20 protein-coding genes and 4 pseudogenes are annotated in these 25,398 nt (G+C 50.1%); 12 read left to right on the top strand and 12 right to left on the bottom strand.

The window, feature by feature from the left end; translation table 11 throughout:
- The first annotated feature begins 164 nt into the window (after nucleotides 1–164).
- Together prlC and rsmJ are read left to right on the top strand one after the other, a co-directional pair.
- On the top strand, nucleotides 165–2,207 hold the full coding sequence (gene prlC, locus DSM2777_RS02120; protein WP_061553055.1) for an oligopeptidase A: 2,043 nt from the start codon (nucleotides 165–167) through the stop codon (nucleotides 2,205–2,207).
- A gap of 4 nt (nucleotides 2,208–2,211) precedes the next feature.
- Nucleotides 2,212–2,961 (top strand): 16S rRNA (guanine(1516)-N(2))-methyltransferase RsmJ, encoded by a 750-nt coding sequence (gene rsmJ / locus DSM2777_RS02115; protein WP_025802162.1) that lies wholly within the window; start codon nucleotides 2,212–2,214, stop codon nucleotides 2,959–2,961.
- 72 nt (nucleotides 2,962–3,033) lie between these two features.
- Here the strand turns inward: rsmJ and DSM2777_RS02110 are convergent, their stop codons facing one another.
- Together DSM2777_RS02110 and DSM2777_RS02105 are read right to left on the bottom strand one after the other, a co-directional pair.
- Entirely contained in the window at nucleotides 3,034–3,297 is a 264-nt protein-coding gene (locus DSM2777_RS02110) for a hypothetical protein (protein WP_061553054.1), read from the bottom strand.
- Nucleotides 3,298–3,421: 124 nt separating this feature from the next.
- On the bottom strand, nucleotides 3,422–3,700 hold the full coding sequence (locus DSM2777_RS02105; RefSeq protein ID WP_061553053.1) for a hypothetical protein: 279 nt from the start codon (nucleotides 3,698–3,700) through the stop codon (nucleotides 3,422–3,424).
- A 148-nt stretch (nucleotides 3,701–3,848) separates the two neighbouring features.
- Between DSM2777_RS02105 and DSM2777_RS02100 the strand changes: the two are divergent.
- The 3 genes and pseudogenes from DSM2777_RS02100 (at nucleotide 3,849) to rhtC (ending at nucleotide 6,728) form a co-directional block, all read left to right on the top strand.
- A pseudogene (locus DSM2777_RS02100) lies at nucleotides 3,849–4,564 on the top strand (response regulator transcription factor).
- Nucleotides 4,565–6,034 (top strand): sensor histidine kinase, encoded by a 1,470-nt coding sequence (locus tag DSM2777_RS02095; protein WP_061553052.1) that lies wholly within the window; start codon nucleotides 4,565–4,567, stop codon nucleotides 6,032–6,034.
- Between the two features lie 70 nt (nucleotides 6,035–6,104).
- Complete coding sequence (gene rhtC / locus DSM2777_RS02090; RefSeq protein ID WP_040046673.1) at nucleotides 6,105–6,728, top strand: threonine export protein RhtC; 624 nt, start codon at nucleotides 6,105–6,107, stop codon at nucleotides 6,726–6,728.
- Nucleotides 6,729–6,797: 69 nt separating this feature from the next.
- On the opposite strand, the gene gntU is transcribed toward rhtC, so the two are convergent.
- The 4 genes and pseudogenes from gntU to DSM2777_RS02070 all read right to left on the bottom strand — a co-directional run.
- Nucleotides 6,798–8,135, bottom strand: a complete 1,338-nt coding sequence (gntU, locus tag DSM2777_RS02085; RefSeq protein ID WP_046458532.1) for a gluconate transporter — start codon at nucleotides 8,133–8,135, stop codon at nucleotides 6,798–6,800.
- Nucleotides 8,135–8,674, bottom strand: a complete 540-nt coding sequence (gene gntK / locus DSM2777_RS02080) for a gluconokinase (RefSeq protein ID WP_061553051.1) — start codon at nucleotides 8,672–8,674, stop codon at nucleotides 8,135–8,137. Before gntK ends, gntU begins: the two co-directional genes overlap by 1 nt.
- A 187-nt stretch (nucleotides 8,675–8,861) precedes the next feature.
- Nucleotides 8,862–9,857, bottom strand: coding sequence for a gluconate operon transcriptional repressor GntR (gene gntR / locus DSM2777_RS02075; RefSeq protein WP_061553050.1), 996 nt, complete (start codon nucleotides 9,855–9,857; stop codon nucleotides 8,862–8,864).
- A 144-nt stretch (nucleotides 9,858–10,001) separates the two neighbouring features.
- Nucleotides 10,002–10,784, bottom strand: a pseudogene (locus DSM2777_RS02070) (glycoside hydrolase family 1 protein); the annotation flags it as partial.
- Between DSM2777_RS02070 and DSM2777_RS02065 the strand changes: the two are divergent.
- From DSM2777_RS02065 to DSM2777_RS02055, 3 genes and pseudogenes are all read left to right on the top strand, one after another.
- Nucleotides 10,777–11,634 (top strand): annotated as a pseudogene (locus DSM2777_RS02065) (hypothetical protein); the annotation flags it as partial. The pseudogenes DSM2777_RS02070 and DSM2777_RS02065 sit on opposite strands and share 8 nt — an antisense overlap.
- A pseudogene (locus tag DSM2777_RS02060) lies at nucleotides 11,634–12,775 on the top strand (BamA/TamA family outer membrane protein). The pseudogenes DSM2777_RS02065 and DSM2777_RS02060, both read left to right, overlap by 1 nt.
- Before the next feature lie 2 nt (nucleotides 12,776–12,777).
- The gene (locus DSM2777_RS02055; RefSeq protein ID WP_061555306.1) at nucleotides 12,778–13,911 is read left to right on the top strand and encodes a DUF4056 domain-containing protein; all 1,134 of its coding nucleotides are present in this window, start codon (nucleotides 12,778–12,780) and stop codon (nucleotides 13,909–13,911) included.
- Between the two features lie 59 nt (nucleotides 13,912–13,970).
- Here DSM2777_RS02055 and DSM2777_RS02050 read toward each other — a convergent pair whose 3' ends face one another.
- On the bottom strand, nucleotides 13,971–14,567 hold the full coding sequence (locus DSM2777_RS02050; RefSeq protein ID WP_061553049.1) for an NAD(P)H oxidoreductase: 597 nt from the start codon (nucleotides 14,565–14,567) through the stop codon (nucleotides 13,971–13,973).
- A 101-nt stretch (nucleotides 14,568–14,668) separates the two neighbouring features.
- On the opposite strand from DSM2777_RS02050, the gene DSM2777_RS02045 reads away from it, so the two are divergent.
- Nucleotides 14,669–15,553 (top strand): LysR family transcriptional regulator, encoded by an 885-nt coding sequence (locus tag DSM2777_RS02045; protein WP_046458525.1) that lies wholly within the window; start codon nucleotides 14,669–14,671, stop codon nucleotides 15,551–15,553.
- Between the two features lie 103 nt (nucleotides 15,554–15,656).
- Nucleotides 15,657–16,526, top strand: a complete 870-nt coding sequence (locus DSM2777_RS02040; RefSeq protein ID WP_061553048.1) for a carboxylate/amino acid/amine transporter — start codon at nucleotides 15,657–15,659, stop codon at nucleotides 16,524–16,526.
- On the opposite strand, the gene metR is transcribed toward DSM2777_RS02040, so the two are convergent.
- Nucleotides 16,435–17,442, bottom strand: coding sequence for an HTH-type transcriptional regulator MetR (gene metR, locus DSM2777_RS02035; RefSeq protein WP_025802192.1), 1,008 nt, complete (start codon nucleotides 17,440–17,442; stop codon nucleotides 16,435–16,437). The genes DSM2777_RS02040 and metR overlap by 92 nt on opposite strands.
- A gap of 279 nt (nucleotides 17,443–17,721) precedes the next feature.
- On the opposite strand from metR, the gene metE reads away from it, so the two are divergent.
- On the top strand, nucleotides 17,722–19,998 hold the full coding sequence (metE, locus tag DSM2777_RS02030; protein ID WP_061553047.1) for a 5-methyltetrahydropteroyltriglutamate--homocysteine S-methyltransferase: 2,277 nt from the start codon (nucleotides 17,722–17,724) through the stop codon (nucleotides 19,996–19,998).
- Between the two features lie 194 nt (nucleotides 19,999–20,192).
- Here the strand turns inward: metE and DSM2777_RS02025 are convergent, their stop codons facing one another.
- Nucleotides 20,193–20,681, bottom strand: a complete 489-nt coding sequence (locus DSM2777_RS02025) for a hypothetical protein (protein ID WP_061553046.1) — start codon at nucleotides 20,679–20,681, stop codon at nucleotides 20,193–20,195.
- Between the two features lie 309 nt (nucleotides 20,682–20,990).
- Between DSM2777_RS02025 and DSM2777_RS02020 the strand changes: the two genes are divergently transcribed.
- A complete protein-coding gene (locus DSM2777_RS02020) occupies nucleotides 20,991–21,851 on the top strand; it encodes a helix-turn-helix transcriptional regulator (RefSeq protein ID WP_418009371.1) in 861 nt (286 codons plus the stop codon).
- 25 nt (nucleotides 21,852–21,876) lie between these two features.
- Here the strand turns inward: DSM2777_RS02020 and DSM2777_RS02015 are convergent, their stop codons facing one another.
- Genes DSM2777_RS02015 through DSM2777_RS02005 form a run of 3 tightly spaced genes read right to left on the bottom strand, consistent with a single transcriptional unit; the run spans nucleotide 21,877 to nucleotide 25,396 of the window.
- Nucleotides 21,877–22,221 (bottom strand): PTS fructose-like transporter subunit IIB, encoded by a 345-nt coding sequence (locus tag DSM2777_RS02015; protein WP_061553045.1) that lies wholly within the window; start codon nucleotides 22,219–22,221, stop codon nucleotides 21,877–21,879.
- Between the two features lie 24 nt (nucleotides 22,222–22,245).
- Nucleotides 22,246–23,133, bottom strand: coding sequence for a [formate-C-acetyltransferase]-activating enzyme (locus tag DSM2777_RS02010; RefSeq protein ID WP_071889852.1), 888 nt, complete (start codon nucleotides 23,131–23,133; stop codon nucleotides 22,246–22,248).
- Complete coding sequence (locus DSM2777_RS02005; RefSeq protein WP_061553044.1) at nucleotides 23,099–25,396, bottom strand: formate C-acetyltransferase; 2,298 nt, start codon at nucleotides 25,394–25,396, stop codon at nucleotides 23,099–23,101. Before DSM2777_RS02005 ends, DSM2777_RS02010 begins: the two co-directional genes overlap by 35 nt.
- Nucleotides 25,397–25,398 lie beyond the last annotated feature (2 nt).

The raw sequence follows: 25,398 nt of genomic DNA, 5'->3' as shown, positions 1-25,398 counted from the left end.
ATTGATTTTCGCTACACTTAACCTCATCTTAGATCTAAACAGCGCTTTTATACCGGTTGCCCGACGCATTGGGGGGCTGGTTAAGTCGATTTATACGCCGCACTGATGCGGCCAAGACCGTTAGCCTTTGTTGTTAATGGCAAAACTATATAGGACGCTTTCTTATGACCAATCCGTTACTGACGCCGTTCGACCTGCCACCATTCTCTAAAATCAAACCTGAGGACATCGTTCCTGCGGTGAAAAGCGCATTGGCAGATTGTCGTGCCGAAGTGGAGCGCGTGGTCGCGCAAGATGCGCCATTTACGTGGGATAATCTGTGTCAGCCACTGGCTGAAGTTGACGATCGTCTGAGCCGTATTTTCTCCCCAGTCAGCCATTTAAACTCCGTGCAAAATAGCCCTGAGCTGCGTGAAGCTTACGAACAGTGCTTGCCATTGTTGTCTGAATACGGCACTTGGGTAGGTCAGCATGAAGGGCTGTATCAGGCCTACCGTAGCCTGAAAGACGGCGCGGGTTTTGCAGCGTTAACCAAACCGCAGAAGAAAGCGGTGAAAAACTCACTGCGTGATTTCGAGCTGTCTGGTATTGGTTTGCCGAAAGAAAAACAGCAGCGCTATGGCGGAATTATGGCGCGTCTGTCCGAACTGGGCTCTGCATTCAGCAACAACGTATTGGATGCGACCATGGGCTGGAGCAAGCTGATTACGGATGAAAAAGAGCTTTCTGGTCTGCCTGAAAGTGCGCTCGCGGCCGCGAAGGCGCTGGCTGAATCCAAAGAAAAAGAAGGCTGGCTGTTAACGCTGGATATCCCAAGCTATCTGCCGGTGATGACCTATGCGGACAACCGCGAGCTGCGCCATGAGATGTATCAGGCATTTACCACTCGTGCGTCCGATCAGGGGCCAAACGCAGGTCAGTGGGATAACAGCGAAATCATGGCTGAAACTCTGCAACTGCGTCACGAATTAGCTCAGCTGCTTGGCTTTAAATCCTATGCCGATAAATCATTGGCAACCAAAATGGCAGAAAATCCACAGCAGGTTCTGGCATTCCTGAATGACTTAGCCGAACGAGCTCGTCCGCAAGGCGCGCAAGAGCTGGCTGAGCTGCGTGAGTTTACGCGCCAGCACTTCGACGTTACCGAGCTGGAAGCGTGGGATATCACCTACTACAGCGAAAAACAGAAACAACATCTGTACTCTATCAGCGATGAACAGCTGCGCCCTTATTTCCCTGAGCAGCGCGTATTGAGCGGTTTGTTTGAAGTGGTGAAACGTATTTACGGTATCACGGCTAAAGAGCGTCATGATATTGACGTGTGGAATCCAGAGGTTCGTTTCTTCGAGCTTTATGATGCGACCGGCGAGCTGCGTGGTAGTTTCTATCTCGATCTTTACGCCCGCGAGCATAAACGCGGTGGTGCGTGGATGGACGACTGTGTAGGCCGTCTACGCCGTGCCGATGGTAGCCTACAGAAGCCAGTGGCTTATCTGACCTGTAACTTTAACCGTCCAATCGGTGATAAGCCTGCATTGTTTACACATAATGAAGTGACCACGCTGTTCCATGAGTTTGGTCACGGCTTGCATCATATGCTCACCACGATCGAAACCGCAGGTGTTTCAGGGATCAACGGTGTGCCATGGGATGCCGTCGAGTTGCCAAGCCAGTTTATGGAAAACTGGTGCTGGGAGCCGGAAGCGTTGGCCTTTATCTCGGGTCATTACCAGACCAATGAGCCACTTCCGCAGGAAATGCTGGATAAAATGTTGGCGGCGAAAAACTATCAGGCCGCGCTGTTTATCCTGCGTCAGCTAGAGTTTGGGATGTTCGATTTCCGTCTGCATACTGAGTTCGATCCCGCTCAAGGCGCTCGTATTCTCGATACTCTGAAAGAGGTTAAAGCGTTAGTGGCGGTGATGCCGTCGCCAAGCTGGGGTCGTTTTCCTCATGCGTTCAGCCATATTTTTGCTGGCGGCTATGCGGCGGGCTACTACAGCTATCTGTGGGCAGAGCTGCTGTCTGCGGATGCGTTCTCTCGCTTCGAGGAAGAGGGCATTTTCAACGTAGACACTGGTCGTGCGTTCTTGGATAACATCCTGTCGCAGGGTGGTTCCGATGAGCCAATGAACCTGTTCAAAAACTTCCGTGGCCGTGAGCCGAAAATTGATGCCATGCTGCGTCACTACGGTATCAAGGGTTAATGCGTTGAGTATTCAGTTATTGTTAGAAGAGGGCGCCGATAGCGGCGCCTTATCTCATTTAGCCGAGCGCTGGGGATTGGTTCACGATCCTGATGCGATAATGGCGTTGGTATTAACGCCTGAGCATTTAGAACTTCGCAAGTTGGATGAACCCAAGCTGGGCGCGATTTTTGTCGATTTTGTCGCTGGCGCAATGGCGCATCGCCGCAAGTTTGGCGGAGGCCGTGGTGAGGCGGTGGCAAAAGCCGTGGGTATTAAAGGCAGCTATGTGCCGAGCGTTGTGGATGCGACCGCAGGATTAGGCCGCGATGCTTACGTGTTGGCGTCGGTAGGGTGTCACGTGCGTATGCTGGAGCGTCATCCCGTGGTGGCGGCACTGCTTGATGATGGTTTGCAGCGTGGTTATGCAGATCCTGAAATCGGCGGCTGGCTGCAAGAACGCCTGACCTTGCTGCATGCGTCCAGCATTGATGCGCTGAAAGATCTTAGCCCTGCGCCAGAAGTGGTGTATCTCGATCCGATGTATCCGCACAAACAGAAAAGTGCGTTAGTGAAGAAAGAGATGCGAGTGTTCCAGTCGCTGGTGGGCGCTGATTTGGATGCCGATGCATTGTTAGCTCCCGCTCGCGCGCTGGCGACCAAACGTATCGTGGTAAAACGCCCTGATTATGCTCCGCCATTGGCGGATGTGCCTGCACATGCAGCCACTACCACCAAAAATCACCGCTTTGATATTTACACGCCGCTAAAATAATTCTGCATGTAAATAACCTCAGCCTAACCCTCTCCTTCGCAGGAGAGGGAACGGTTTAGTAAACCGCGATCTCTATTTTTCAAAAGATTTATAGCGACTTTTATCTTTACGACGTTGCTCTTCTCGCTGAATATCGGGCTGTCTATCCGTATTGGCTGGGCATTCGGCGTCTGGAAATGTTCGGCACAGATCTTGTAGCTGCTCTTTTTCCCTTACAACCTCTGGCAGGGGTTTTTCTTGCCAAATTGAAGGGTCTGAAGGGTTAAAATCATTTGGTTTATCAGCAGCAAATGCGTGGCCAGCTGAAGCTAATACGAGTAATAGTAGATACTTCATTGCGAACTCCCGATCATCCTGAATGAGGTTATAACCATAAAAAACCGCCAAGCTAACATAACATGGCGGTTTTTAGTGATGTACGCAATTTAGCCTATCGCAGTGAAAGTGAGTGGCTCACAAACTAGTACCCTGAACTCGTTTTCTTCAGTGTGTCGCCTTGCTTCATGGGTTTTTTATCCATCTGATCTTGGCTCATTTCATCTTGTTTGGGCGCTTCGCCTTTTTGCATCGCGTCCAAGTGCTGTTTTTTCATTTCCTGCGGCTTTTTACTCATGTGATCCATTTTATGCGGCTCTTGTTGCATACCGTCGCCGGATGAACTTGCTGTATCAGCGGCGAAGGCGAATCCGCAGCCCATCAGTAAAGCACTAGACATAACAACCGTAATAATTTTTCTCATGGTCAGATCCTTATTGAGAATGGGGTCAGGGCCAGTATTGCGTTCACTTGTTCAGCAAAGCCTCACAGAGTTATAAATTATTTGTGATAACTCAGGGCACAAACCCTGTGTAGACTAATTATAAAAATGCACTTGGAGCCAGAACGCGATGGAAGGAATGAAGCGAATTCTAATTGTAGAAGATGACTCGCATATTGCCGATTTACTGGCGTTGCATCTGCGCGATGAGGGCTATCACATAGAGCACGCGGCTGATGGCATTGCCGGTATGGCGATGTTGGAGCAGGGGGTTGGGATGCGCTCATTCTCGATCTGATGTTGCCGGGTATTGATGGGCTTGATATCTGCCGTCGCGCTCGCAGTATGACGCGCTATACGCCGATTATTATGATTAGCGCCCGCTCCAGCGAAGTGCATCGGGTTCTGGGATTAGAACTAGGCGCCGATGATTATTTAGCCAAACCGTTTTCGATGATTGAGCTGGCCGCTCGCGTTAAAGCGCTGTTTCGCCGCCAGGAAGCGATGAGTCGTAATTTACAGATGGATGCAGGGCGTTTGGAAATTGCGGATCTGGTTATCGACCCTATTGCACGAGCGGTTTGGAAGGATCAACAGCCTGTTGATCTCACGCCGCGTGAGTTTGATTTGCTGTATTTCTTTGCTAAAAACCCCGACAAAGTTTTTTCCCGTTTGCAGCTTCTCGACCAGGTGTGGGGCTATCAGCACGATGGCTACGAGCATACGGTTAACACCCATATCAATCGACTACGTATAAAAATTGAAGCCGATCCCTCCGAGCCGCAGCATATTCTGACCGTTTGGGGCTCGGGCTATAAATTTACGGCGTCAGGCGCGGAGAATTAAATGAACCCATTGAGTTTATCCCAGCGCTTAACGCTGGTGTTTACGCTGTTGTTGGTTGCTTGCTGTGCGGTATCAGGTTGGCTTCAAGTGCGTAGCAATACGCAATATAGTCAGCAGGTTATCCAGCGTTTATCGGTTAATCTTGCTCAGCATATTACGGAGAATAACCGATTGCTCGGCGAGCAAGGGCTCAATCCTGCCTCGGTAAAAAAGCTGTTCGATCAGTTGATGTCGGTAAATCCGAGCGTGGAAGTTTATCTGCTTGATAAGCAGGGGCACATCATTGGTGATGCGGCGCCAGAAGGGCGAATCAAGCGTCGTGATGTGAGCCTTCAACCCATCAATGCGCTCATGCAGGGGCAAAGCATGCCGGTTTACGGCGATGATCCACGTAGTGTTGATGGGCGAAAGGTATTTAGCGTCGCTCCGCTACAGGTTGAGGGAAAAACCGAAGGCTATTTATACGTTGTTTTGCTGGGCGAGGATTACGCTCGGTTAACGGATGATGCGCGTATTGGTTCGACGGTTTGGACCGTCGTAGGGTCGATGGGATTGATTGTGCTGTTTGGTTCGCTAGCCGGTTGGTTGGCGTTCCGCTGGGTGACGAAACCGGTGCGTCAGCTTACTCGTCAGGTGAGTAAGCTTGAGCAGGAAGGGCTGGATTACGCTCGAGTCATGGCGCTGAGCGTGCCTGAGGCTGATGTAAAAAGTGATGAAGTGACTCAGCTTCGACGCGCATTTGTTTTGATGGCTAGGCGCATTGCCGAACAGTGGAAAACCTTGGCGGAACAGGATCAGCAACGGCGTGAATTTATTGCCAATATTTCACATGATCTGCGCACGCCGTTGACCTCTTTGCATGGCTACCTCGAAACGCTATCCGTGAAGTCGGCAAGTTTAAGCGAGGTGGATCGCAAGCGTTATCTGGATATTGCCTTGGCGCAAAGCCTTAAAGTTGGGCGACTAGCGCAGGAGTTATTTGAGCTCGCTCGCTTGGAATATGGCGCGGTTAAACCGCAGAAAGAACGCATGTCGTTCAGCGAGCTTTTGCAGGATGTTTTTCAGAAGTTTGAGCTGGCGGCTGAAACTCGCCAAATTAAGCTTACTGCGGATATCGCTAAAGGCTTGCCGCTGGTCAACGCCGATATTTATATGATGGAGCGTGTGCTAACCAATCTGTTGGATAACGCGATCCGCCATACGCCGCAGGGGGGAAATATTGCGGTGAAACTTTGGTATCAGGCAGGGCAAATTTGGGTTCAACTGACCGACAGCGGCGTAGGTATTCCTGAGGAGCTGAAATCGGGGCTGTTTGAGCGGCCGTCATTGCTTTCAGGTGCGCGGCGCCAGTCTGCGGGGGGATTGGGATTGATGATTGTGAAACGGATGCTACAGCTGCACGGTGGCGATATCATGCTGGTTAATGAGAATGAGCAAGGTGCTTGTTTCCGTTTAATGCTACCCGTGTGATCGCTCCTTTAAATATTCACAGACTTAGTGGTAGCATGAATTTCCCCCCTAATTATAAGAGTTAACTCCGATGATGTTGTTTTTGACGGTGGCATTGGTTCATCTGGTGGCTTTAATGGCTCCCGGACCTGATTTCTTTTTTGTTTCCCAAACGGCGGTCAGCCGTTCTCGTTCTGAAGCAATGCAGGGCGTAGTGGGAATTACACTGGGTATCGTCATTTGGGCGGCAGTTGCGCTGATGGGACTTCATCTGCTGCTGATGAAGATGGCATGGCTGCATAGCATTATCACCGTGGGCGGTGGTTTATATCTGACGTGGATGGGCTACCAGCTCCTTAAGTCTGCGCGAGCGAAAGGCCAGTTAGACAGCGGTGAAGAAGTTAGCATCACGCTTCCTGCTCGTGGAAAAACGTTCCTGCGCGGTTTTCTGACTAACCTGTCGAATCCAAAAGCGGTCATTTATTTCGGTTCTGTGTTCTCACTGTTTGTCGGTGACAATGTGAGTACGCCAGAACGTGTTGGCCTATTTGTGATGATTGTGGCGGAAACCTTTGTTTGGTTTAGCATTGTGGCATCGGTATTTGCGCTGCCAGTGATGCGCCGTGGCTATCAGCGTTTAGCCAAGTGGATTGATGGCGTTGCAGGCGTCTTGTTTATCGGCTTCGGTTTGCACCTGATTTTCTCTCGTTCGTAATCATCTTCAGCGAACATAAAAAAAGGCGAGCTAATGTCAATTAGCCCGCCTTTTTTGTATTCGCAAAAATTACATCATGGCGAAGAAGATCATACCAACCACTGCGCCCGTGGTGCCTAGGATGGTTTCCATCACGGACCAGGTTTTCAGGGTTTGTGCTTCAGTTGCGCCGGTAAATTTACCGAACAGCCAGAAGCCGGAGTCGTTAACGTGGCTCAGTACGATAGAACCCCCTGCGATACAGATGGAAAGTGCTGCCATCTGTGCGCCGTTGTAGCCCAGCTCGCCAATAACCGGCAGAACCAAACCTACGGTGGTTAAACACGCAACGGTAGCAGAACCTTGAATCACACGCACCGCAGCGGCCAGCACGAAACAGGCAACCGCAATTGGCAGGCCTGCGCCAATCAGAGAGTTACCTAACGCTGGACCAACGCCAGAATCCACCAGAATCTGTTTGAATACGCCACCGGCACCGGTAACCAGAAGAATGATACCTGCTGGCTGGATTGCCGCAGAACACACTTCCATCACTTTCTCTTTGCTCATGCCGCGACGGATCGCCAGACCATAAATCGCAACCAGACAGGCAATCAGGATAGCCGTGAATGGGTGACCGATAAATTCCAGCCATTTGTGCAGTTCAGTGCCGGCTTCAACAAAGCGTGCACCGATGGTTTTCATACCAACCAGAACCAGCGGGAACAGAACCAGCGCCAGACTAAAACCGAATGAAGGCAGTTTGCTCTTATCCAAGCTTGGCTCTTGGATATCTTCAGGCAGATCCAGCGTCACGTGTTTGCTGATGAAGTTACCAAACAGAGGACCCGCTAAAATCATGCCCGGAATCGCTGCGCACAGACCAATCAGGATCATCCAGCCATAGTCAGCGCCCATCTGGGAAGCCAGCAACATTGGTGTTGGCCCTGGCAGCAAGAATGCCGCTGCGCCAGCAACACCGGCAAACAATGGGATAGCCAGTTTAACGACGTTGCCATTGGTACGACGGGCAACGGCGAACACCACGCCAATCAACAATACGATAGCAACGTCGAAGAACAGCGGCAGCGCACAGACTAGACCGGCGATACCCAACGCATAGTGGGCACGTTTTTCACCAAAGCTGTCGAGCAACTTAGCGGCAATCTGATCTAACGCGCCGGTTTCATGCAGGATTTTGCCGAACATGGCACCCAACGCAACCACGATAGCGAGGAAGCCTAATGTGCCTCCCATGCCTTTTTCCATGGTTTTGGCAATATCATCCAGCGGCATGCCAGAAAAAATGCCCGCGCCGATAGAAACCAGCATCAGAGCAACGAAGGCATGCATACGGGCTTTCATCACCAAAAACAGCAGCAATAGGACCGAACCTACTGCGGTAAATACGAGAGTAAAAGTACTCATTATGACCCCTGAGAAATCACAGATTTAATGGTTTTAATTGTGTTTTCAACAACGCCTTCCAGAGGGAGGCTGATGTCGACAGCGTGAACGTCCTGCTCAACGCTGGTAGGTTCTTCTAACGCTTCAAATTGAGAAACAAGCATCTGAGGTTTAAAGAAGTGGCCTTTACGTGCCAGCAGACGGCTTTCAATAAGATCGAAATCGCCTTTCAGGTAGATAAAGGAAACGTTTTTGTTACCGTCGCGCAGCATATCGCGGTAGCGTTTTTTAAGCGCGGAGCAAACGATCAGAGAAACGTCGTTCGTCCGTTGCATTGCGAAAATGGCGTCATTAACCGCTTTCAGCCATGGCGTGCGGTCTTCGTCATTCAGGGCGTGGCCTTCAGACATTTTTTGGATATTGGCGCGCGGATGCAGGAAGTCGCCATCCAGAAAACCTGCGCTGAGCTGTTGGGCTACAGAGGTTGCTACAGCAGATTTACCGCTGCCAGATACGCCCATCAGAATAAAAACGTGGTGTTGTGGTTTTTTATCGCTCATTTCTACTCCAGAGAGGGGACGGTTTTCCATCCACTAAATGCAATGTTACTGGTAACTTGTTATGGGTAACATTGTCTGAGCAGCGATAATAATTAGCAAGATTTGTGACAAAGTAGCTTCAATAACTGTGAGGTTACTCTCAGTTACTAACGGGAATTAACTATTACGGGGGAGGATTGCAGGGTAATTAGATGCTGCCACCATAAAGTAGCGTGAAGCCGACATCGACCATCTGGGTTGAAATAGTTTCACCGCGCAGACGAGATAACATCCGCTCGGCCGCGATTTGCCCCATGCGCTGACGTGGCGTCAGTACGCTGGCTAATTTAGGCGTCATTACCTGACCAATATCGTGGCCGTGGAATCCAGCAATCGCCATATCTTGAGGAATACGCAGACCTAAACGTTGGCACTCGAAAGCCGCACCGGCCGCTAAGTCATCGTTGGTGCAGAAAATACTGTCCATATCAGGATAACGGTCTAGCGCTTCGCGCAACAGTTCACTGCCTACCGAATAAGAAGAGCCGCGCGGTATCATGACGCTACGTGGCTGCAAACCGGCATGATTCATCGCCGCTTCATAGCCCTGTTGCTTGATAACGGTACGTTCATCCTGACGAGCGCCAAAGTAAACAACTTTGCGGTGCCCGCGATCGATAATGGCCTGAGTCATTTGTCGAGCGGCTTCAAAGTTGTCGAACCCAACGGCGATATCAATGCACGGCGTAATGCAGTCCATCATTTCGACGACCGGAACACCGGATACTTCGATCATTTTACGCGTGCGCGCGGTGTGGTTTCTCTCAGACAGGATCAGCCCATCAACGTTATACGGGAGCAGGGAAAGCAAACGCTCTTCTTCTTTTTCTGGCCGATAACCGTAGTGCGCCAGCATGGTTTGATAACCATGTGCGTCGGTGACGCTTTCGATTCCGCGAATCACATCGGCGAAAACTTGGTTGGTCAGAGAAGGAAGCAGTACGCCGATGGCACGGCTGGTTGAGTTGGAAAGAATATCTGGTGCGCGGTTAGGGATGTAGCCCAGTTCGTCCAGCGCCACTGCAATTTTCGTTTGAAGTGCAGCAGATACTTGTGATGGGTTGCGCAAATAACGGCTTACCGTCATTTTTGTCACACCAACTTTATCTGCGACGTCTTGAAGTACAGGGCGTTTTTTCTTCATTTTCAATGAAATAACTAATGTTCGGACGAATGCACACAGTTTAGCAAAAAAACAATGTGACGTATAAAACAAATGTAGACTGAAATCGCAGCCGTTTAGCTGCGATTTCAATAAACAATGTCAGCGAATTACCGAGGAATCACATTAAAAACCATTCGCGTGCGAAACCTGCGCAAACCATTCACCGCTCTTTTTCACGCTTCGTGTTTGGGTTGCGAGATCGAGTTGAATAAAGCCGTAGCGGTTTTTGTAAGCATTACACCAAGACCAGTTATCAATAAATGTCCACATGTGATAACCCAAACATTGGCTGCCTTCCTGAATCGCTTTATGCACCCATTGCAGATGTTCACGCACGAATTCAATACGATAGTCGTCTTGCACTTGCCCATTTTCGATAAAACGCTGCTCATTCTCCACGCCCATGCCATTTTCAGAAATAAAGCAGCGCGGATTGCCGTATTCAGTACGTAGATTGGTCAGAATGTCGTAAATGCCTTTCTCATAAATTTCCCATCCACGATGAGGGTTCATTTTACGGCCTGGCATTTCATAGTTTTCAAAGAACCATTCAGGCATAAATGGACTATCGGGATTAACTAGGCTATCGCGGCATTTAATGCGGCGTGGCTGATAGTAATTGATACCCAAAAGTGAGACTACGCCTTGAGCCAATAGCTCGCGGTCACCGCTGCGGCACTCCGGTAGCTGATGATGAGATGTCAGCAAATCCACTAACTCATCGGGATATTTTCCTAAAAGCGCTGGGTCTAGGAAGCTGCGATTAAACATCAGATCGGCAATGTTAGCCGCTTTGACGTCAGCAGGATTTTCAGAGCGAGGATATGACGGAGTGAGATTGAGAATTATGCCGATGTCACCGCCCTGATTCAGCTGGCGATAACGTTGCACCGCCTGAGCGTGCGCACGCGGCTATGACTTACCGCTGCCGTTTGGTGTTAGCGTTAGCCATATGAACATCCGCCAGAACATTAATGTGGATAGCATTAATTTCAATGGTTTGGGATGGGATAGTTACCAACTTCCATCGAGTTTATTCGATATAAAAGTGGATAAGACTCGTCAGAAAAGTAAAACCGATACGTTGAAATTGGATATGTGGCTGTTGCCATTCATGAACGTGTACGGGATTGTGGGTCATACCAAAGGTAGTTCTTTATCCAAAGTGTCGGTTAATTCCGATCCTTCGAAATACCCTATGGGCAGCATGGACTGGATTATCGCCCAAGTGGTAAAAGGCATGCATGACAGCGGCCAACTGCAAGACCTCGATTTCAAATTGGAATTCAAAGGCACAACCTACGGCGCAGGTACGACTTTTGTCGGTGGCTATGAAGACTGGTTCGCTATGGTTGATATGAACTATACGCAAACTCGTTTTGATATTTTAGACGGTAGCATTGACGCTTTCACGCTGTCTCCACGCGTTGGCTATCGTTTTACTATTCCTGCGATTGATGCTTTGCACATGGCACCAAGCAAACTGAATGTTTGGGTCGGAAGCATGTATCAGGACGTTCAACAGGAGTTTAAAGGCAGCCTGTCAGACCTTAATATGCCGAGTAATTTGGCTGGTTTAATGAACATCGCCGATCCTGACGGTAAAGGCCGTTTTGACGTCAAACAGCATCTACAGTCGCCTTGGAACGTCTTAGTCGGCGCGCAGTATGAAATTACCCGCAACTTCAATGTTCTGACTGAAATTGGTTTCGCCGAACGTAACAGCTTCTTTGTCTCCGGTGAGTACCGCTTCTAATGCGCGGCATTGGCGGGCTTTGGCTCGTGGTTTGCCTTAGTATTTCTTCTTTCGCACAGGCAGGAGATCTCCTGCCATCGCGTCAGCAGGTGGATGGCTGGTTAAAAGGGCTTGGTTCGGACAACCAGTTTAACCCTGATAAAGGTATTGATTGGGGCGTGATGCCGGGCCCCTTTTATACGCCAGAGTTAGGGTTGGGCGTAGGTATGGCCGTGGTTGGCATGTATCGCCCGGACAAAAGCGATCACGTTAGCCAGAACTCAACGCTTTCGCTGAGCGGATTTGCCAGTTCTACCGGCGCTTTCGGTTTAGGTTTAGAGAACTACAGCTTCTTTGCCGACGATGCATGGCGCTTTTATCTCAGTGGTGCACTCAACGATATGCCGACCTATTACTGGGGAACGGGGTTCAGTGCTGGCCGCAACAATGACGATAAGCAGAAATACACCTCGCAGGAATTTAGCGCTAAGCCCGATCTGCTCTACCGAATTGCTCCGAACACCTATTTAGGTCTTGGCTGGTCATTTTCTTCTGTTCATGCCGCGTCGATTCAAGACAAAGATCGCGGAACGCTAGAGCGCGAAAAAGCGGGTACTTCGGTGCTGAGCTCGGGCGCTAGCGCAACGTTTACCTACGATACCCGTGATTTTGTTTCCAATCCCCAGCATGGTCAGTTGGTGAATTTAACCTATACCTATTATGCTCCAGGGCTTGGCAGTGATACCCGCTTTGATTCTTTGGACAGCCGCTATGCGCTTTACCACGCATTAGATGAAAAAATGTGCTGGCATGGGAGATTGATGGCCGCTTCACGCAGGGCGATGTTCCGTGGAATATGCTGCCGTTGCTGGGCAGTAATAATCGGATGCGTGGTTATTATGAAGGACGTTATCGCGATCGAAACGTGGTGAGCACGCAAATCGAATATCGACGGAAGTTAGATTGGCGTCATGGCATTGTTGGCTGGTTGGGAACGGGAACGATGGGCCCAAATACGCGAGATTTAGGCCAAAGCGCATGGCTGCCTTCGGTCGGTGTGGGCTATCGTTTTGAATTTAAGCCGCGTATGAACGTTCGTCTCGATCTTGGTGTCGGTAAAGGCAGTACGGGATTCTATTTTCAGGTAGGGGAAGCATTTTGAACATTGTGCTCAAATATGGATTATCGAGTCTGATCTTGCTGACATCTGCCTGTTCAGCGAGTGTCAAATTGCCGATTACGCCTGATTTATCAACGGTACCTCAGCAGAGCGCTACGCGTGTGTGGCCAACGGTTGAGCGGCTTTCTGCCCCTGATGGATTACGTCCGTGCTGTGCTTTTGGCTATAACTTAAAAGCACAGGCCCTAGGGATTCCGGTTCCCTTTTATCAGCTTAATAACGTGGTAGAAGCTGATTCGCTGGGGGAGCATCACTATAACGACAGTCTGTTTGGTGCGGTTGCCAATCTGATGGGTATCAGCAGCGAACAAGATGGTTTGCTGTATACCACGCGGGGTGGATTCATCGATATTGCGCATGTGCGTGATACAGCGGATATGACGCTCTATCTGTTTAGCCATATTTGGCCTCAGTTGGGCCAAGCGCAAACGATCGAACTCAGCCAAGAACTCGCGAAACGCAAAATCACGCTGTTTGCATTCACGCCTCCGCAGGATGAAGCCGAGCGCTTTACGTTGGCTGCCTATCTCTCGAGCTATTTAGCATTCCAAGTGGCCGCGTGGCATGAAATTGCCCAATGGTATGGGTTTGAGTCGGTTCCCGGATTTTCAGAGGGAATTTCTGCTTTTTCACCGGAAGATCTCTATTCGAACTTAGTCGGTGCTCGTTTGGCAACGTCGCTTATTTTGCAAGGACACACGGCTTCGGTAGCGCAGTTTAATGTGGCTATGCAGACAATTTTGCCGGATGCGTTGCATAGCCTAGGTGCGGTTGACGCCAGCGACACGCGTTTCCAATTCGATATGCTGGATGGTAATTGGTGGAATAGTCACCGCGCCGCGCCGGAGAAGTTTCTGGTGTTGAAACGTAACTACCTAACGGAAGACGATCGCGTGCCTACGCCGGTTCCGGGTGAGCAGGCGCAGCCTCTGCGCCTTCAGCTTCCCAGCGAATGGGCTGGTTTGCAGATGCAAGCGCTGGGAGAACTTCAGCTTTGGCCCGGTCGTTCCATGAAACAACTGCCTGCTCCTGCGAAATACTATACTTTCCGTGATTTCCCTGCCTTGGCGCTGCATGCCAGAGTGGGGGATGCCGTGGATTTGAGTGCGCAAAAATAGCAGCAAGTTGAAGCGAAAGGGACGTAAGCGTGTGTCCCTTTTTTGCAATGTTTAGCCGATTAGTTTGCTGTTTCGTCAATCACGTCGCGGGCGATAGCAAACAGCGATTGGTAATGGTTATCGCGATCGGTGATGTCTTCTTCAACGCCGATGGTGTTGTAGAGGAAGGTAATTTTAGTGTCCTCAACGCCTAAGTAGCTGCCACAGCTGGTGAGGAAGTCGGTGATGTTTTTTTCCCAACCGTATTTCACAAAGCCTGATTGTGAGCCGCCAACCAACGCCACCCAACGAATTTTTTTCGCCGAAAACCCTTTCCCACCGTAGGCGAGCCCATGGTTCCAAACGCGATCCATATACCCTTTAATCATGGCCGGATAGCTGTACCACCACAGAGGGAAGACGACTACGAGCGTATCGTGGCCTTCCAGTTCGCTATACAGCTGATGCACGTCGGGTGAGTATTGCTTATTTGGATTTTCCCAGTCCGGCTCATCCTCAACGTCTAGCACGGGATTAAACCCTCGGCGGTAAAGGTCGAGCGTGGTAACGTCGATCGCATGGTGGGCAGCTTGGCCTTGCATGGCCTCAACAATATGTGCGGTCAATGAATCAGCGCGAGGATGCGCCCATACAATATACATTTTCTCTGATTTCATGGAGTTATCTCAATCTCTTAAGGTGTGGCTGACACTTTACGAGGGAAAGATAATTCTGTAAAAGTGAGTATTTGAGATAGGTTGATGAAGGATTTTCACTAATGCGGCTGAACTTTTCCGATTTTGCGCCGTTCATCGTTGTGGCGCGGCATAAAAGCTTTCGAGCGGCGGGAGATGAGCTTGGCTTGTCACCTTCGGCGATAAGTCATGCGATTAAGCAACTTGAGCAGCGGCTCAAAATCCGGCTATTCAACCGCACCACACGCAGCGTTGCGCTGACCGAAGCTGGCAAGAGTTTGTATGATCGAATGCGCCCCGCGTTTGATGAAATCAATACCATGATTGATGAAGTGAACTGCTTTCGTGATTTGCCCATGGGGACGTTAAAAATTAATGCGGCTCGTGTGGCAGCCAAGCTGTTTCTGATCCCGCTGGTGGTGGGGTTTTCACGTCAGTATCCTGATATCAAAGTAGAAATCACCACCGATGATAAGCTGGCCGATATCGTGGGTGAAGCCTTTGACGCGGGGGTTCGCCCAAGTGCGATTGTGGAAAAAGATATGATCGCTATTCCTATCGGCCCACCGGTTAAGTTTGTTGTGGTCGCCACGCCGGATTATTTCACCCAGCATGGAAAGCCTACTCATCCGCGTGAACTGGTGGATCATCAGAGCGTTATCTTTCGTTTCCCCAGCGGGCGGCCTTATCACTGGGAATTTGTTGGGCCGGAAGGAAAGCTAGAGGTTGCCCCTAACGGCAATATTATTCTGGACGACGTAGATGCGATGTTAGATGCCACTTTGCTCGGGGCGGGTATTGCCTTTTTGTATTATGACCAAGTGAAATCTCATCTTGAAAGCGGCCAGTTGGTTTCCGTGCTCGACGAATGGTTACCGGAGCAGCCAGGATTTCAGCTGTACTACCCGAGTCGGCAATATATGACCTGCGGCTTGCGTGCCTTTGTCGATTATATTAAATCTTCTTGAACGGATGGCTGAAAATTACTCAGCTGTAAACCTACTTCGCCCAACATTCATGCGCGTCCTTGAGTAGAATTGTTGCCTAAATCTGCAATGGGCAAAAGACTTCGTGATTTTATTACTTCTCACCACCGTGTTGTGGGCATTTTCATTCAGCTTGATTGGCGTTTATTTGGCTGGTCAGGTTGATGGTTGGTTTGCGGTATTAGTGCGAGTCGCGCTTGCTGCGCTGGTCTTTTTACCCTTCTTGCGCTGGCGCGGGGTACAGGCCAAACAGGCTTTGCTGTATATGGCGCTCGGTGCCTGCCAGCTCGGGGTGATGTATCTGTTTTACTACCAGTCCTTCTTGTACCTTTCAGTGCCAGAAGTTCTGCTGTTCACCATCATGACGCCAATTTACGTCACGTTGATCTACGATCTGATGCAGGGAAACCGGCTGCGCTGGGGATATTTATTCAGCGCGCTGCTGGCAGTTTTAGGGGCGCTGATTATTCGCTATAACCCGTTAAGTCCGCAGTTTTTGCTCGGCTTTGCTCTCATTCAGGGCGCTAATATCTGCTTTGCGATAGGGCAGGTGGGTTATAAGCGGGTGATGGAAATCAGCCCAATGCCGCAGCGCAACGCGTTTTCATGGTTCTATTTAGGCGCACTTTGTGTCGCTTTACCGGCGTGGCTGCTATTTGGTCATCACCAGATGATGCCCACCACGGGATTACAGTGGGGGATTTTGATTTGGCTTGGCGTGGGGGCTTCTGGTATGGGCTACTTCATGTGGAACTATGGGGCGACGCAGGTGGACGCCGGTACGTTAGCCATCATGAATAACGTGCTGATCCCAGCGGGGCTGCTGGTTAATCTGGCGATCTGGCAGCAGCACCCGGACTGGATCAGACTGATTGCCGGTGGCGCGGTGATTGCGCTTTCTCTATGGGTGCATCGTCGATGGATTGTTCGTCGTGAGATAAAGCATCACGGGTAATCTTGCCGTGATAGACCTGTGCATCACGCACGAACGGCAGATGCTCACAGGCATGACGGCGGGCGGAATGAATAAATGCTTCGGTCACAGGCTGATTTTGCTCGCCGTCGCGAACCGCGGAGTACAGACGACTCCACAAACCATCACCGAGAGGCTTGGTGACAACTAAGCCTTGGCGTTCGACATTCTCTACCACCCAATGCGGCAGCGCAGCGATACCCATCCGCGCCGCAACCATTTGAATCAGCAACAGCGTGTTATCCACACTTTTCAGCGCAGGCGTGACGCCCGCTGGCTGTAGGAAGTGGCGCCATACGTCTAGGCGTTGGCGTTGCACCGGATAAATCAGCAACGTTTCATCGGCTAAATCCTGCGGAGTTATTTCGGCTTTGCCTGCCAAAGGATGATCGGGCGAAAGCACCAACCTAACCTCATAGTCAAACATCGGCGTGTAATGCAAATGGCTGCGCGGCAAGATGTCTGACGTCATGACCAGATCCAGTTCACCCTGTTGCAGCGCAGGCTGAGGATCGAAGGTAACACCTGAGTGAAAATCGACGGAAACATCCGGCCAATGCTCACGGAATTTATCCAGCGCTGGGGTAAGCCATTGGATACAGCTATGACATTCAATGGCGATGCGCAGCGCACTTTGGTGTGGCTCGTTGCAGGCTTTCAGCGCCTGTTGGATCTGCGGTAACACCTGCTCCGCCAACCTCAACATAATCTCACCCTGCACGGTAAAACGCAGTGGCTGACTTTTGCGTACAAATAAGCGATAGCCCAAGCGTTCCTCTAAATCACTGAACTGATGTGAAAGGGCGGACTGCGTTTGATGCAGCTGCGCTGCCGCAGCGGCTAAAGAGCCCGTATTTCTCAGGGCCTGTAGCGTCCTTAAGTGTTTCAGTTCGATCATGAGAGTCTTTCACCTTGAGTGTGAATAATTTGCGCTTGTTCGATATACAGTACCTGTGGATTATGGATGTGTAAACATCTAGATGGCTATACACGGCATAATTCAAGTTGCTGATGCGTTGGTTAGGCTTGTTCACCCTAGTGACATCGCGATCTATCTCCTAGGGCTGACATTTTTCCACCGTTCTTCAAACCGAATTATTCAGAGTATAGCCACAATAATTCCGACGCCGAACGCGGCTATATCGGTGATATCTCTCTACATAATGGGGTAAGAATAATGAGCGTAATCAATCACACTTTAGGTTTTCCGCGTGTCGGCCTGCGTCGCGAACTGAAAAAAGCACAGGAAAGTTACTGGGCGGGCACTATTTCTCAAGACGAGCTGCTGTCCGTGGGTAAAGAACTGCGTGCTCGCCATTGGCAACAGCAGCAGCAGGCGGGCGTTGATTTACTGCCGGTCGGTGATTTTGCATGGTATGACCATGTATTAACTACCAGTCTGTTGCTGGGTAACGTACCGGCTCGCCATCAAAATGCTGACGGCTCAATCGATCTGGATACGCTTTTCCGTATCGGTCGAGGACGTGCGCCAAGCGGCGAGCCTGCGGCGGCGGCTGAAATGACCAAATGGTTCAACACGAACTATCACTACATGGTGCCGGAATTCACGCAGGGGCAGAAATTTTCTCTGGGATGGACGCAGCTGTTAGAAGAAGTGGATGAAGCGTTGGCGTTGGGTCATAACGTCAAGCCAGTACTGCTCGGGCCAATCACCTATCTGTGGCTCGGTAAGGTCAAAGGCGCACAGTTTGATCGCTTAGACCTTCTGCAAGATATTTTGCCGGTTTACCAGCAGGTTCTGAAAGCGCTGGCAGATCGCGGTATTGAATGGGTGCAAATTGATGAACCTGCGCTGGTGCTCGAACTACCGCAGGAATGGCTCGCTGCTTATCAGCCAGCCTATCAAGCGTTGGCGGGGCAGGTAAAACTGTTGCTGACCACTTATTTTGAAGGGATCAGCCATAACCTTGAAACCATCCGTTCGTTGCCGGTTCAAGGCCTGCACGTCGATGCGGTACACGGCAAAGATGACCTGAACGCCTTGCATAATGCGCTGCCGCAGGAGTGGGTATTATCGGTCGGTGCGATTAATGGCCGTAACGTATGGCGTGCTGACGTCAGCCAGTGGTTTGAGCGTATTCAGCCGCTGGTGGCTCAGCGTCAAATTTGGGTGGGTTCTTCGTGTTCGCTGCTGCATAGCCCGATTGATTTGAGCGTGGAAACACGTTTGGACGAAGAAGTGAAAAGCTGGTTTGCGTTTGCTCTGCAAAAATGTGCTGAGCTGGCGCTGTTAACTCAGGCAATTAACGAACCCGTTGCCGATAATCTGCAAGCGCTGGCGGATTACAGCGCACCGATCCGTGCGCGTCGCAGTTCTCGTCGAGTGCATAACGCGCAGGTGGAGCAACGTCTGGCGGCGATTACGGCGCGTGATAGCGCCCGTAACCAGCCTTATGAACAGCGTGCCGAAGCCCAGCGTAAGCGTTTCAATTTACCGGCATGGCCGACAACAACCATCGGTTCATTCCCGCAAACCACGGAAATTCGTGGCCTGCGTTTAGACTTCAAACAAGGCCGCGTTGATGGCAACAACTATCGCACGGGCATCAGCGAGCATATCAAACAGGCAATTGCCGAGCAGGAACGTTTAGGTCTGGACGTGTTGGTGCATGGTGAAGCCGAACGTAATGACATGGTGGAATATTTCGGTGAGCACCTTGATGGCTTTGTATTTACCCAAAACGGTTGGGTGCAGAGCTACGGTTCTCGCTGCGTTAAACCTCCGGTCATTATTGGTGATATTAGCCGTCCTGAAGCGATTACCGTTGAATGGGCGAAATACGCTCAGTCTCTGACGGACAAACCGGTGAAAGGCATGCTGACAGGGCCGGTGACGATCCTCTGCTGGTCATTCCCGCGTGAAGATGTGACGCGGGAAACCATTGCGAAACAAATCGCGTTGGCATTGCGTGACGAAGTCGAAGATTTAGAAAAAGCGGGCATTGGTATTATTCAGATTGATGAACCTGCACTGCGTGAAGGTTTACCGCTGCGTCGCTCTGATTGGCAGGCTTATCTGGAGTGGGCGGTTGACGCTTTCCGACTGAATGCGGCCGTTGCGCAAGACGACACCCAGATCCACACGCATATGTGTTACTGCGAGTTCAATGACATCATGGATTCTATCGCGGCGCTGGATGCCGATGTGATTACCATCGAGACTTCTCGCTCTGATATGGACCTGCTGGAGGCGTTTAAAGAGTTCGAATATCCAAACGAGATCGGCCCTGGCGTGTATGACATCCATTCGCCAAATGTTCCGAGCGTTGAGTGGATTGAAGATCTACTACGTAAAGCCGCGCAAAACATTCCGGCCGAGCGTCTGTGGGTAAACCCAGACTGTGGCTTGAAAACTCGTGCATGGCCAGAAACGCGCCAGTCATTGGCGAACATGGTTAAAGCGGCGCAGCGTCTGCGTGAGCTTGAGGCTTAATAGGACGCTAGTTACTTGAGTTTAATTATGTTTACTCAAGTTTGATTTTAGGGGAATCGTAGGGATGGGGTCGTAGCAGCTTTAGCTGCCGGAGCGCCCCGCCCTGCGATAGCCCCGTGTATCTCGGTTTAATAAACGATCGATAAAATATCTTTGGTTTCGGATGCTGCGCAATGCAGCATCCGACTCATCATTTACAGACATTGAGGAATCGCGACAAAAGAGCTGCCGTCGTTGGTAGTGAGATAGTAAGTTGCGTTTGCTGGCTGATAAATTAAATGCTTACCGCTGCGATATCCGCGCAGACTATCGACATCAGCACTGTACCAGCGCTCGTTGGCATTGTTTGGGCTTTTATCATAGGCATCCCCACCGATACTTTTGTTTTCTAACAGTAAATTACTCGCCCAAATAGATTCTTGTGTGTTTCCACTCCAGCCAAATCGCTTTGCTTTATCGGTGGTGACATAGCTAGTGGGTAGCTCTTGGTGCTGATTGATTTGGCGGATTAAAGAGCTCAACCCCTGAGTATCATTGATGGTGGCTGAAGATTGGTGCATGAGCTGTTCGTTGGCCTGACGCACCACGCTTTCGCAGTTAGGCAGCTGTTCCGCCAAACTGGATGCAGAAAACACCAGCAACGCTGAAGCCAATAAGGTGTGATGGTACCTGATTCTTCTCATAATTTTCCTCCGTACCTAGCTAAACATATGAATCAAACCGTCATGGAGCTGTTGCGTATAACGAGGCCACCACGCGAGGTGATGTCCTGCCGAATAGGGTGTTGTAGTTATGAGCAAAGGAAGATGGTTTGTACGGAATGAATTTGCAGCTATCCATTCCTTAACAATATAAAACCAAACAAATTGCAACAAAGCATTAACATAATGTGCCATGCGATGAAAAGGTCAAACCAAAGAACCTCTTGGCGCTAATAGGTCTGTGTTATTCTCAAAAACCGAATCAAGCCCACTGATATCAAGGATGCAATGCTGATGAGAGAACTCACCCATGCGCTGACGTTGTGGTTACAGCAGCCTGAGCGACAAGGACAAGTGTATTTTACCGGTAATCAGCAACCGGCACCGGAACTGGCATATCAGGTTAATTTTCCGCGCTTAGAACTGGTGTTAGAAGGCCAGCAAAAAATGCGGTGGGAGGACGTGCAAGGCGGTTCGGCTGAACATATTTTGCAAGCAGGCGACGCCCTGTTTGTTCCGGCCGGAGGTTGGAATAGCCCTGAATGGAGCACTCCGGTGACAACGCTGAGCGTGTTGTTTGGCAAACAGCAGCTTGGTTTTAGTCTATTGAGCTGGGACGGCGAGCAGTATCAGGATTTGGGCAAGCAAAACGTGGCGCGTCGTGGCCCGCGCGTGGGCTCATTTTTATTGCAGGCGCTAAACGAACTGACGTGGAATCAGCGCGATCAAAACACGGCGCGTTTCATCGTGAAGGGATTGATCAGCCATTGTTTAGATTTACTCGGCAGTCAGGTTCAGACCGCATCGCGTAGTCAGGCACTGTTTGATGCGGTGCGTCAGCATGTTGATGAATTTTATCGTGATCCATTAACCCGTGAGTCTGTTGCGCAGGCATTTTATATTTCTCCTAACTACCTTTCACATCTATTCCAAAAAGCAGGGGGCGTAGGTTTTAATGAATATCTCAACTACACGCGCCTTGAACAGGCCAAGCATTTACTGAAACGCTACGATATGAAAGTGAAGGAAGTCGCGCATGCGTGTGGTTTTGTAGATAGTAACTACTTTTGTCGATTGTTTCGGAAAACGACTGAACGCTCTCCTTCGGAGTATCGTCGCCAGTATCGGAGTCAATTATTGGATAAGGCGTAGTAAAATTGTCTAGCGAATGTTTTATCTAACGAATGTTGATGTGGGTTTCCTGCGGTGATGTGATGATTTTTTTCACTGCTGTTAACGTGCGCTCAGGGAAGCGGAGAAAGGTGTTGATACTGCTGTGGACGCAGCGACAATGGGTAAAGCGCTCGGCACCTTCCAGTTCTATATCGGCAATTAACAACACGACATCCGCAGAGGCCACGTCGTGCTCTGATAGCAGATTTTCGATACCAAGTGCTCCTTGAGTTTCAATTTTCACCTGCCATTTTTCTTGTTGGCAGATTTTATCCAATCGCTCTGCGGCCATATAGGTATGAGCTACGCCGCTAATGCAGCCGGTGACAGCAACCAGTTTGATTGTCATTTTATCTCCTCGTTAGCACATGCATTACCCACCCGTTATAACACGATATCCAGCGTTGATGGCTAGTTGCCGTATTGGTGCGATCTCTGCCTCGCTAGGTGCTACTACGTCGCTCATTTTATAAGGACGATTCAGCAGACGATATTTGGCTTCGCCAAACTGATGAAACGGGAGTAAATGGATTTCGGGCAGTTTGAACGGGGCCAAGAACGCTAATATGGCCCGAAAATTGTCCACGTCCAGCGTATAGCCGGGAATAAGCGGCACTCGTGGGATGAGCGTTATTCCTTCTTCAATTAGCCGAGTGAAATTACGTAAAACACGGGATTGGTGCATATTGAGCAGGTGTTTCGCTCGTTCCTCATCCATAATTTTTAGATCAAACAGGATGGAATCACACTGCTTGGCCAGTTCTAGAAGCGTTGTGATGCTAGCATCGCCTGCCGTTTCTATGGCGGTATTAATACCTAAATGTTTAAGCTGGGTGAGAAGTTGGAGGGCAAAGGGCGCTTGCATCAATACTTCGCCGCCAGAGAGGGTGACGCCGCCTCCAGACGAACGGAAAAATACGTCGTCTTTCAGCACTTCTTTCAGTAGATCGTTGAGTGAAATATCGCGGCCAATGCGTTCCATCGCCGTGGCTGGACATTCATCGGCATTATTCAGACACGGCTGGCAATGCAGGCACTTGGCTTCTCTGCGTATGATGTGTATTTGATTGGAAATAGATTCAGGGTTTGCACACCACGGGCAGATATGTGGGCAACCTTTGAAAAATACGACGGTGCGGATCCCGCCGCCGTCGTTAAGCGAATAACGTTGGATATTAAAGATCCGCGCCACATTGCTGGGCAAACGCCCAGCGGATATAGGTTGGTTAGAGCTGATGTGCTGTACGGTGAATGATGTCATCTTGGATCTCTTTCGACAGCTCAACAAAGAAGGCGCTGTAACCCGCCACACGCACCACGAGGCCCGCGTAGTCTTGTGGTTTTGCTTGAGCAGCACGTAGTGTTTCGGCGTTCACCACGTTAAATTGAATATGTTGTAGCTTGAGCTTAGTGAACGCACCCAGAAAATCGGCAAGTTTATTCAGCCCAGCTTGCCCTTCCAGTGTAGACGGAGTGAATTTAACGTTCAGCAATGTACCGTTTGAAAGCAGGTAGTTATCCAATTTACTGACCGATTTAAGCACGGCGGTTGGCCCCTGTGAATCTTGGCCCAGCATCGGCGATAAACCACCATCGGCAAGCTGTTCACCTGCGTAACGTCCATCTGGCGTTGCGCCAACGACTGAACCGAGCGGGACATGGGCCGAAACAGTATAGGAACCCGGTGTGAACTGCCCACCTCGCGGGTTGCGGTAGGTTTCAACTTCTTTGCAGTAAAAACGCAGTAGATCGGCGCTGATGTTATCAACCACGTCGATATCGTTGCCGTACTTCTCAAAACGATTGATGAGGCGGGCACGAATTTTCTCGCCTTCTGGCGTTGCAAAGTTAGCCTTCAGTGTTGCAATGAGCTCATCAAAACTAAGTCGCTGTTGATCGAAAACGATACCTTTCAACGCATGCAGAGAATCACTGAGGTTTGCGATGCCGATGCCTTGTACACCTGAGAAGTTGTAGCGTGCTCCGCCTTCGGTAATGTCTTTACCGTTGCTGAGACAATCACTAATGAAGGATGAAAGCAGTGGCACTGGCGCCCAATCGCGGTGGCCGATATCACAGATATTACTGCCTTGAGCCATCAGTTTTACGTAGTGGCAAATTTTGCAGCGGATCTGTTCCAGCAAGTCTTCATAATGCAGATTGGTGTTGCCTTCATTTTCGAGCAGTACGATCTCCATGACTTTGAGCAGATTAAACATGGCGATGTCATGTAAGCCGTAGGTTTTGCCCGGAATAGAGAGCTCTACGCAGCCGACCACCGAATAATCTCGTGCATCTTCTAGCGAAACGCCTCGATTCAAAAATGCCGGAACAACGACTTCATCGTTGAAGATCTGGGGAATTCCTGTGCCAATGCGAATCGTTTCGGCGGTTTTCAACAGGAAAGGGCGGTCGATTAATTCATTCACGCGCACACCGAGGTTGGGCTGTGGAAGCTGAGTGCTTTGGTATGCGTCTAGGCATAAAAACGACAAGATGTTGACCGCACTGCGGCCTGCTTCCGTCAGACCGCCCAGCAAGATGGTATAACCCGTTGGGAAACCGGCAAAATAGCGTGCGCTCGAGGTAGAGCGTAGGAGCACGATATCGTTGCATTTGATCCACAGCGATTCCAATAGCTCACGCAGGAAAAGCGGATCTTCACCTTGATTCAATGACGATTGATAAAAGGGCAGCATATATTGGTCAAAACGCCCCAGCGAGAGTGAGCTGGCGTTCGACTCATATTGCAAAATGATGCTCATATACCAAAACAGCTGACAGGCCTGATAGAAATTCTGCGGAGGCTCAGTGGAAATGATGCCGGATACGTCTGCTATTTTGACGAGTTCTTGACGACGGATCTCATCTGGGCAAGCCAACGCCATTTCTTGCGCTAGCGCGCTATAACGCAGTATGTGGCGCTGCGAGGCTTCTAACAGTAAAAAAGCGGCTTGATAAAAAGCGTTATCAGGTTGCTCGGCGAGCAGTAAACGCATTTCGTTGACCAGCGCGCCTAGCCCATTTTTCAGCAGGCGAGGGTAATCAATGATGATGTGCCCTTGCCCTTTATCGGTTTGATTAATGCTGAAAATTTGTGTTTTTACTGCGGCTTTGACTTCATCGTCCATCTGTCCGTTGATGAAGTCTTTCATTGAACGCTTTTCCCAATAAGGGAATAGCTGTTCACGATAAATAGCCTTATCCGCCTCTGAGATCTCGAAACGATCTTGTGGGCGAGTTGGGAATTGGTTTAGCTCTTTGAGAAGCCAGTAGGGATCCATTTCAGGAGACATGATCCCTGCGCGTGGTTTAACGGTGCGGTTGCCCGCGATTAACTCATCGGCTCGGATAGAGATCTCAACATGATCGAGTATGTATGCGGTGGCTTGTGCTCGGCGCAAAATCGTTGGCTCGCCCTCAGTCTGCTGGTGGCTTGCGGTATAGAGCAAGGCTCGCTCCAGTGAAATTTCTCTAGGGTTAGCAAACATCGCTGCTTTTAAGCGTTCGATACGAGCGGTCATAG

It is taken from the genome of Obesumbacterium proteus, assembly GCF_001586165.1.
GTDB lineage: Bacteria > Pseudomonadota > Gammaproteobacteria > Enterobacterales > Enterobacteriaceae > Hafnia > Hafnia protea.
The sequence above is the reverse complement of the archived record's forward strand: the minus strand, read 5'-3'. Positions and strand labels throughout refer to the sequence as shown.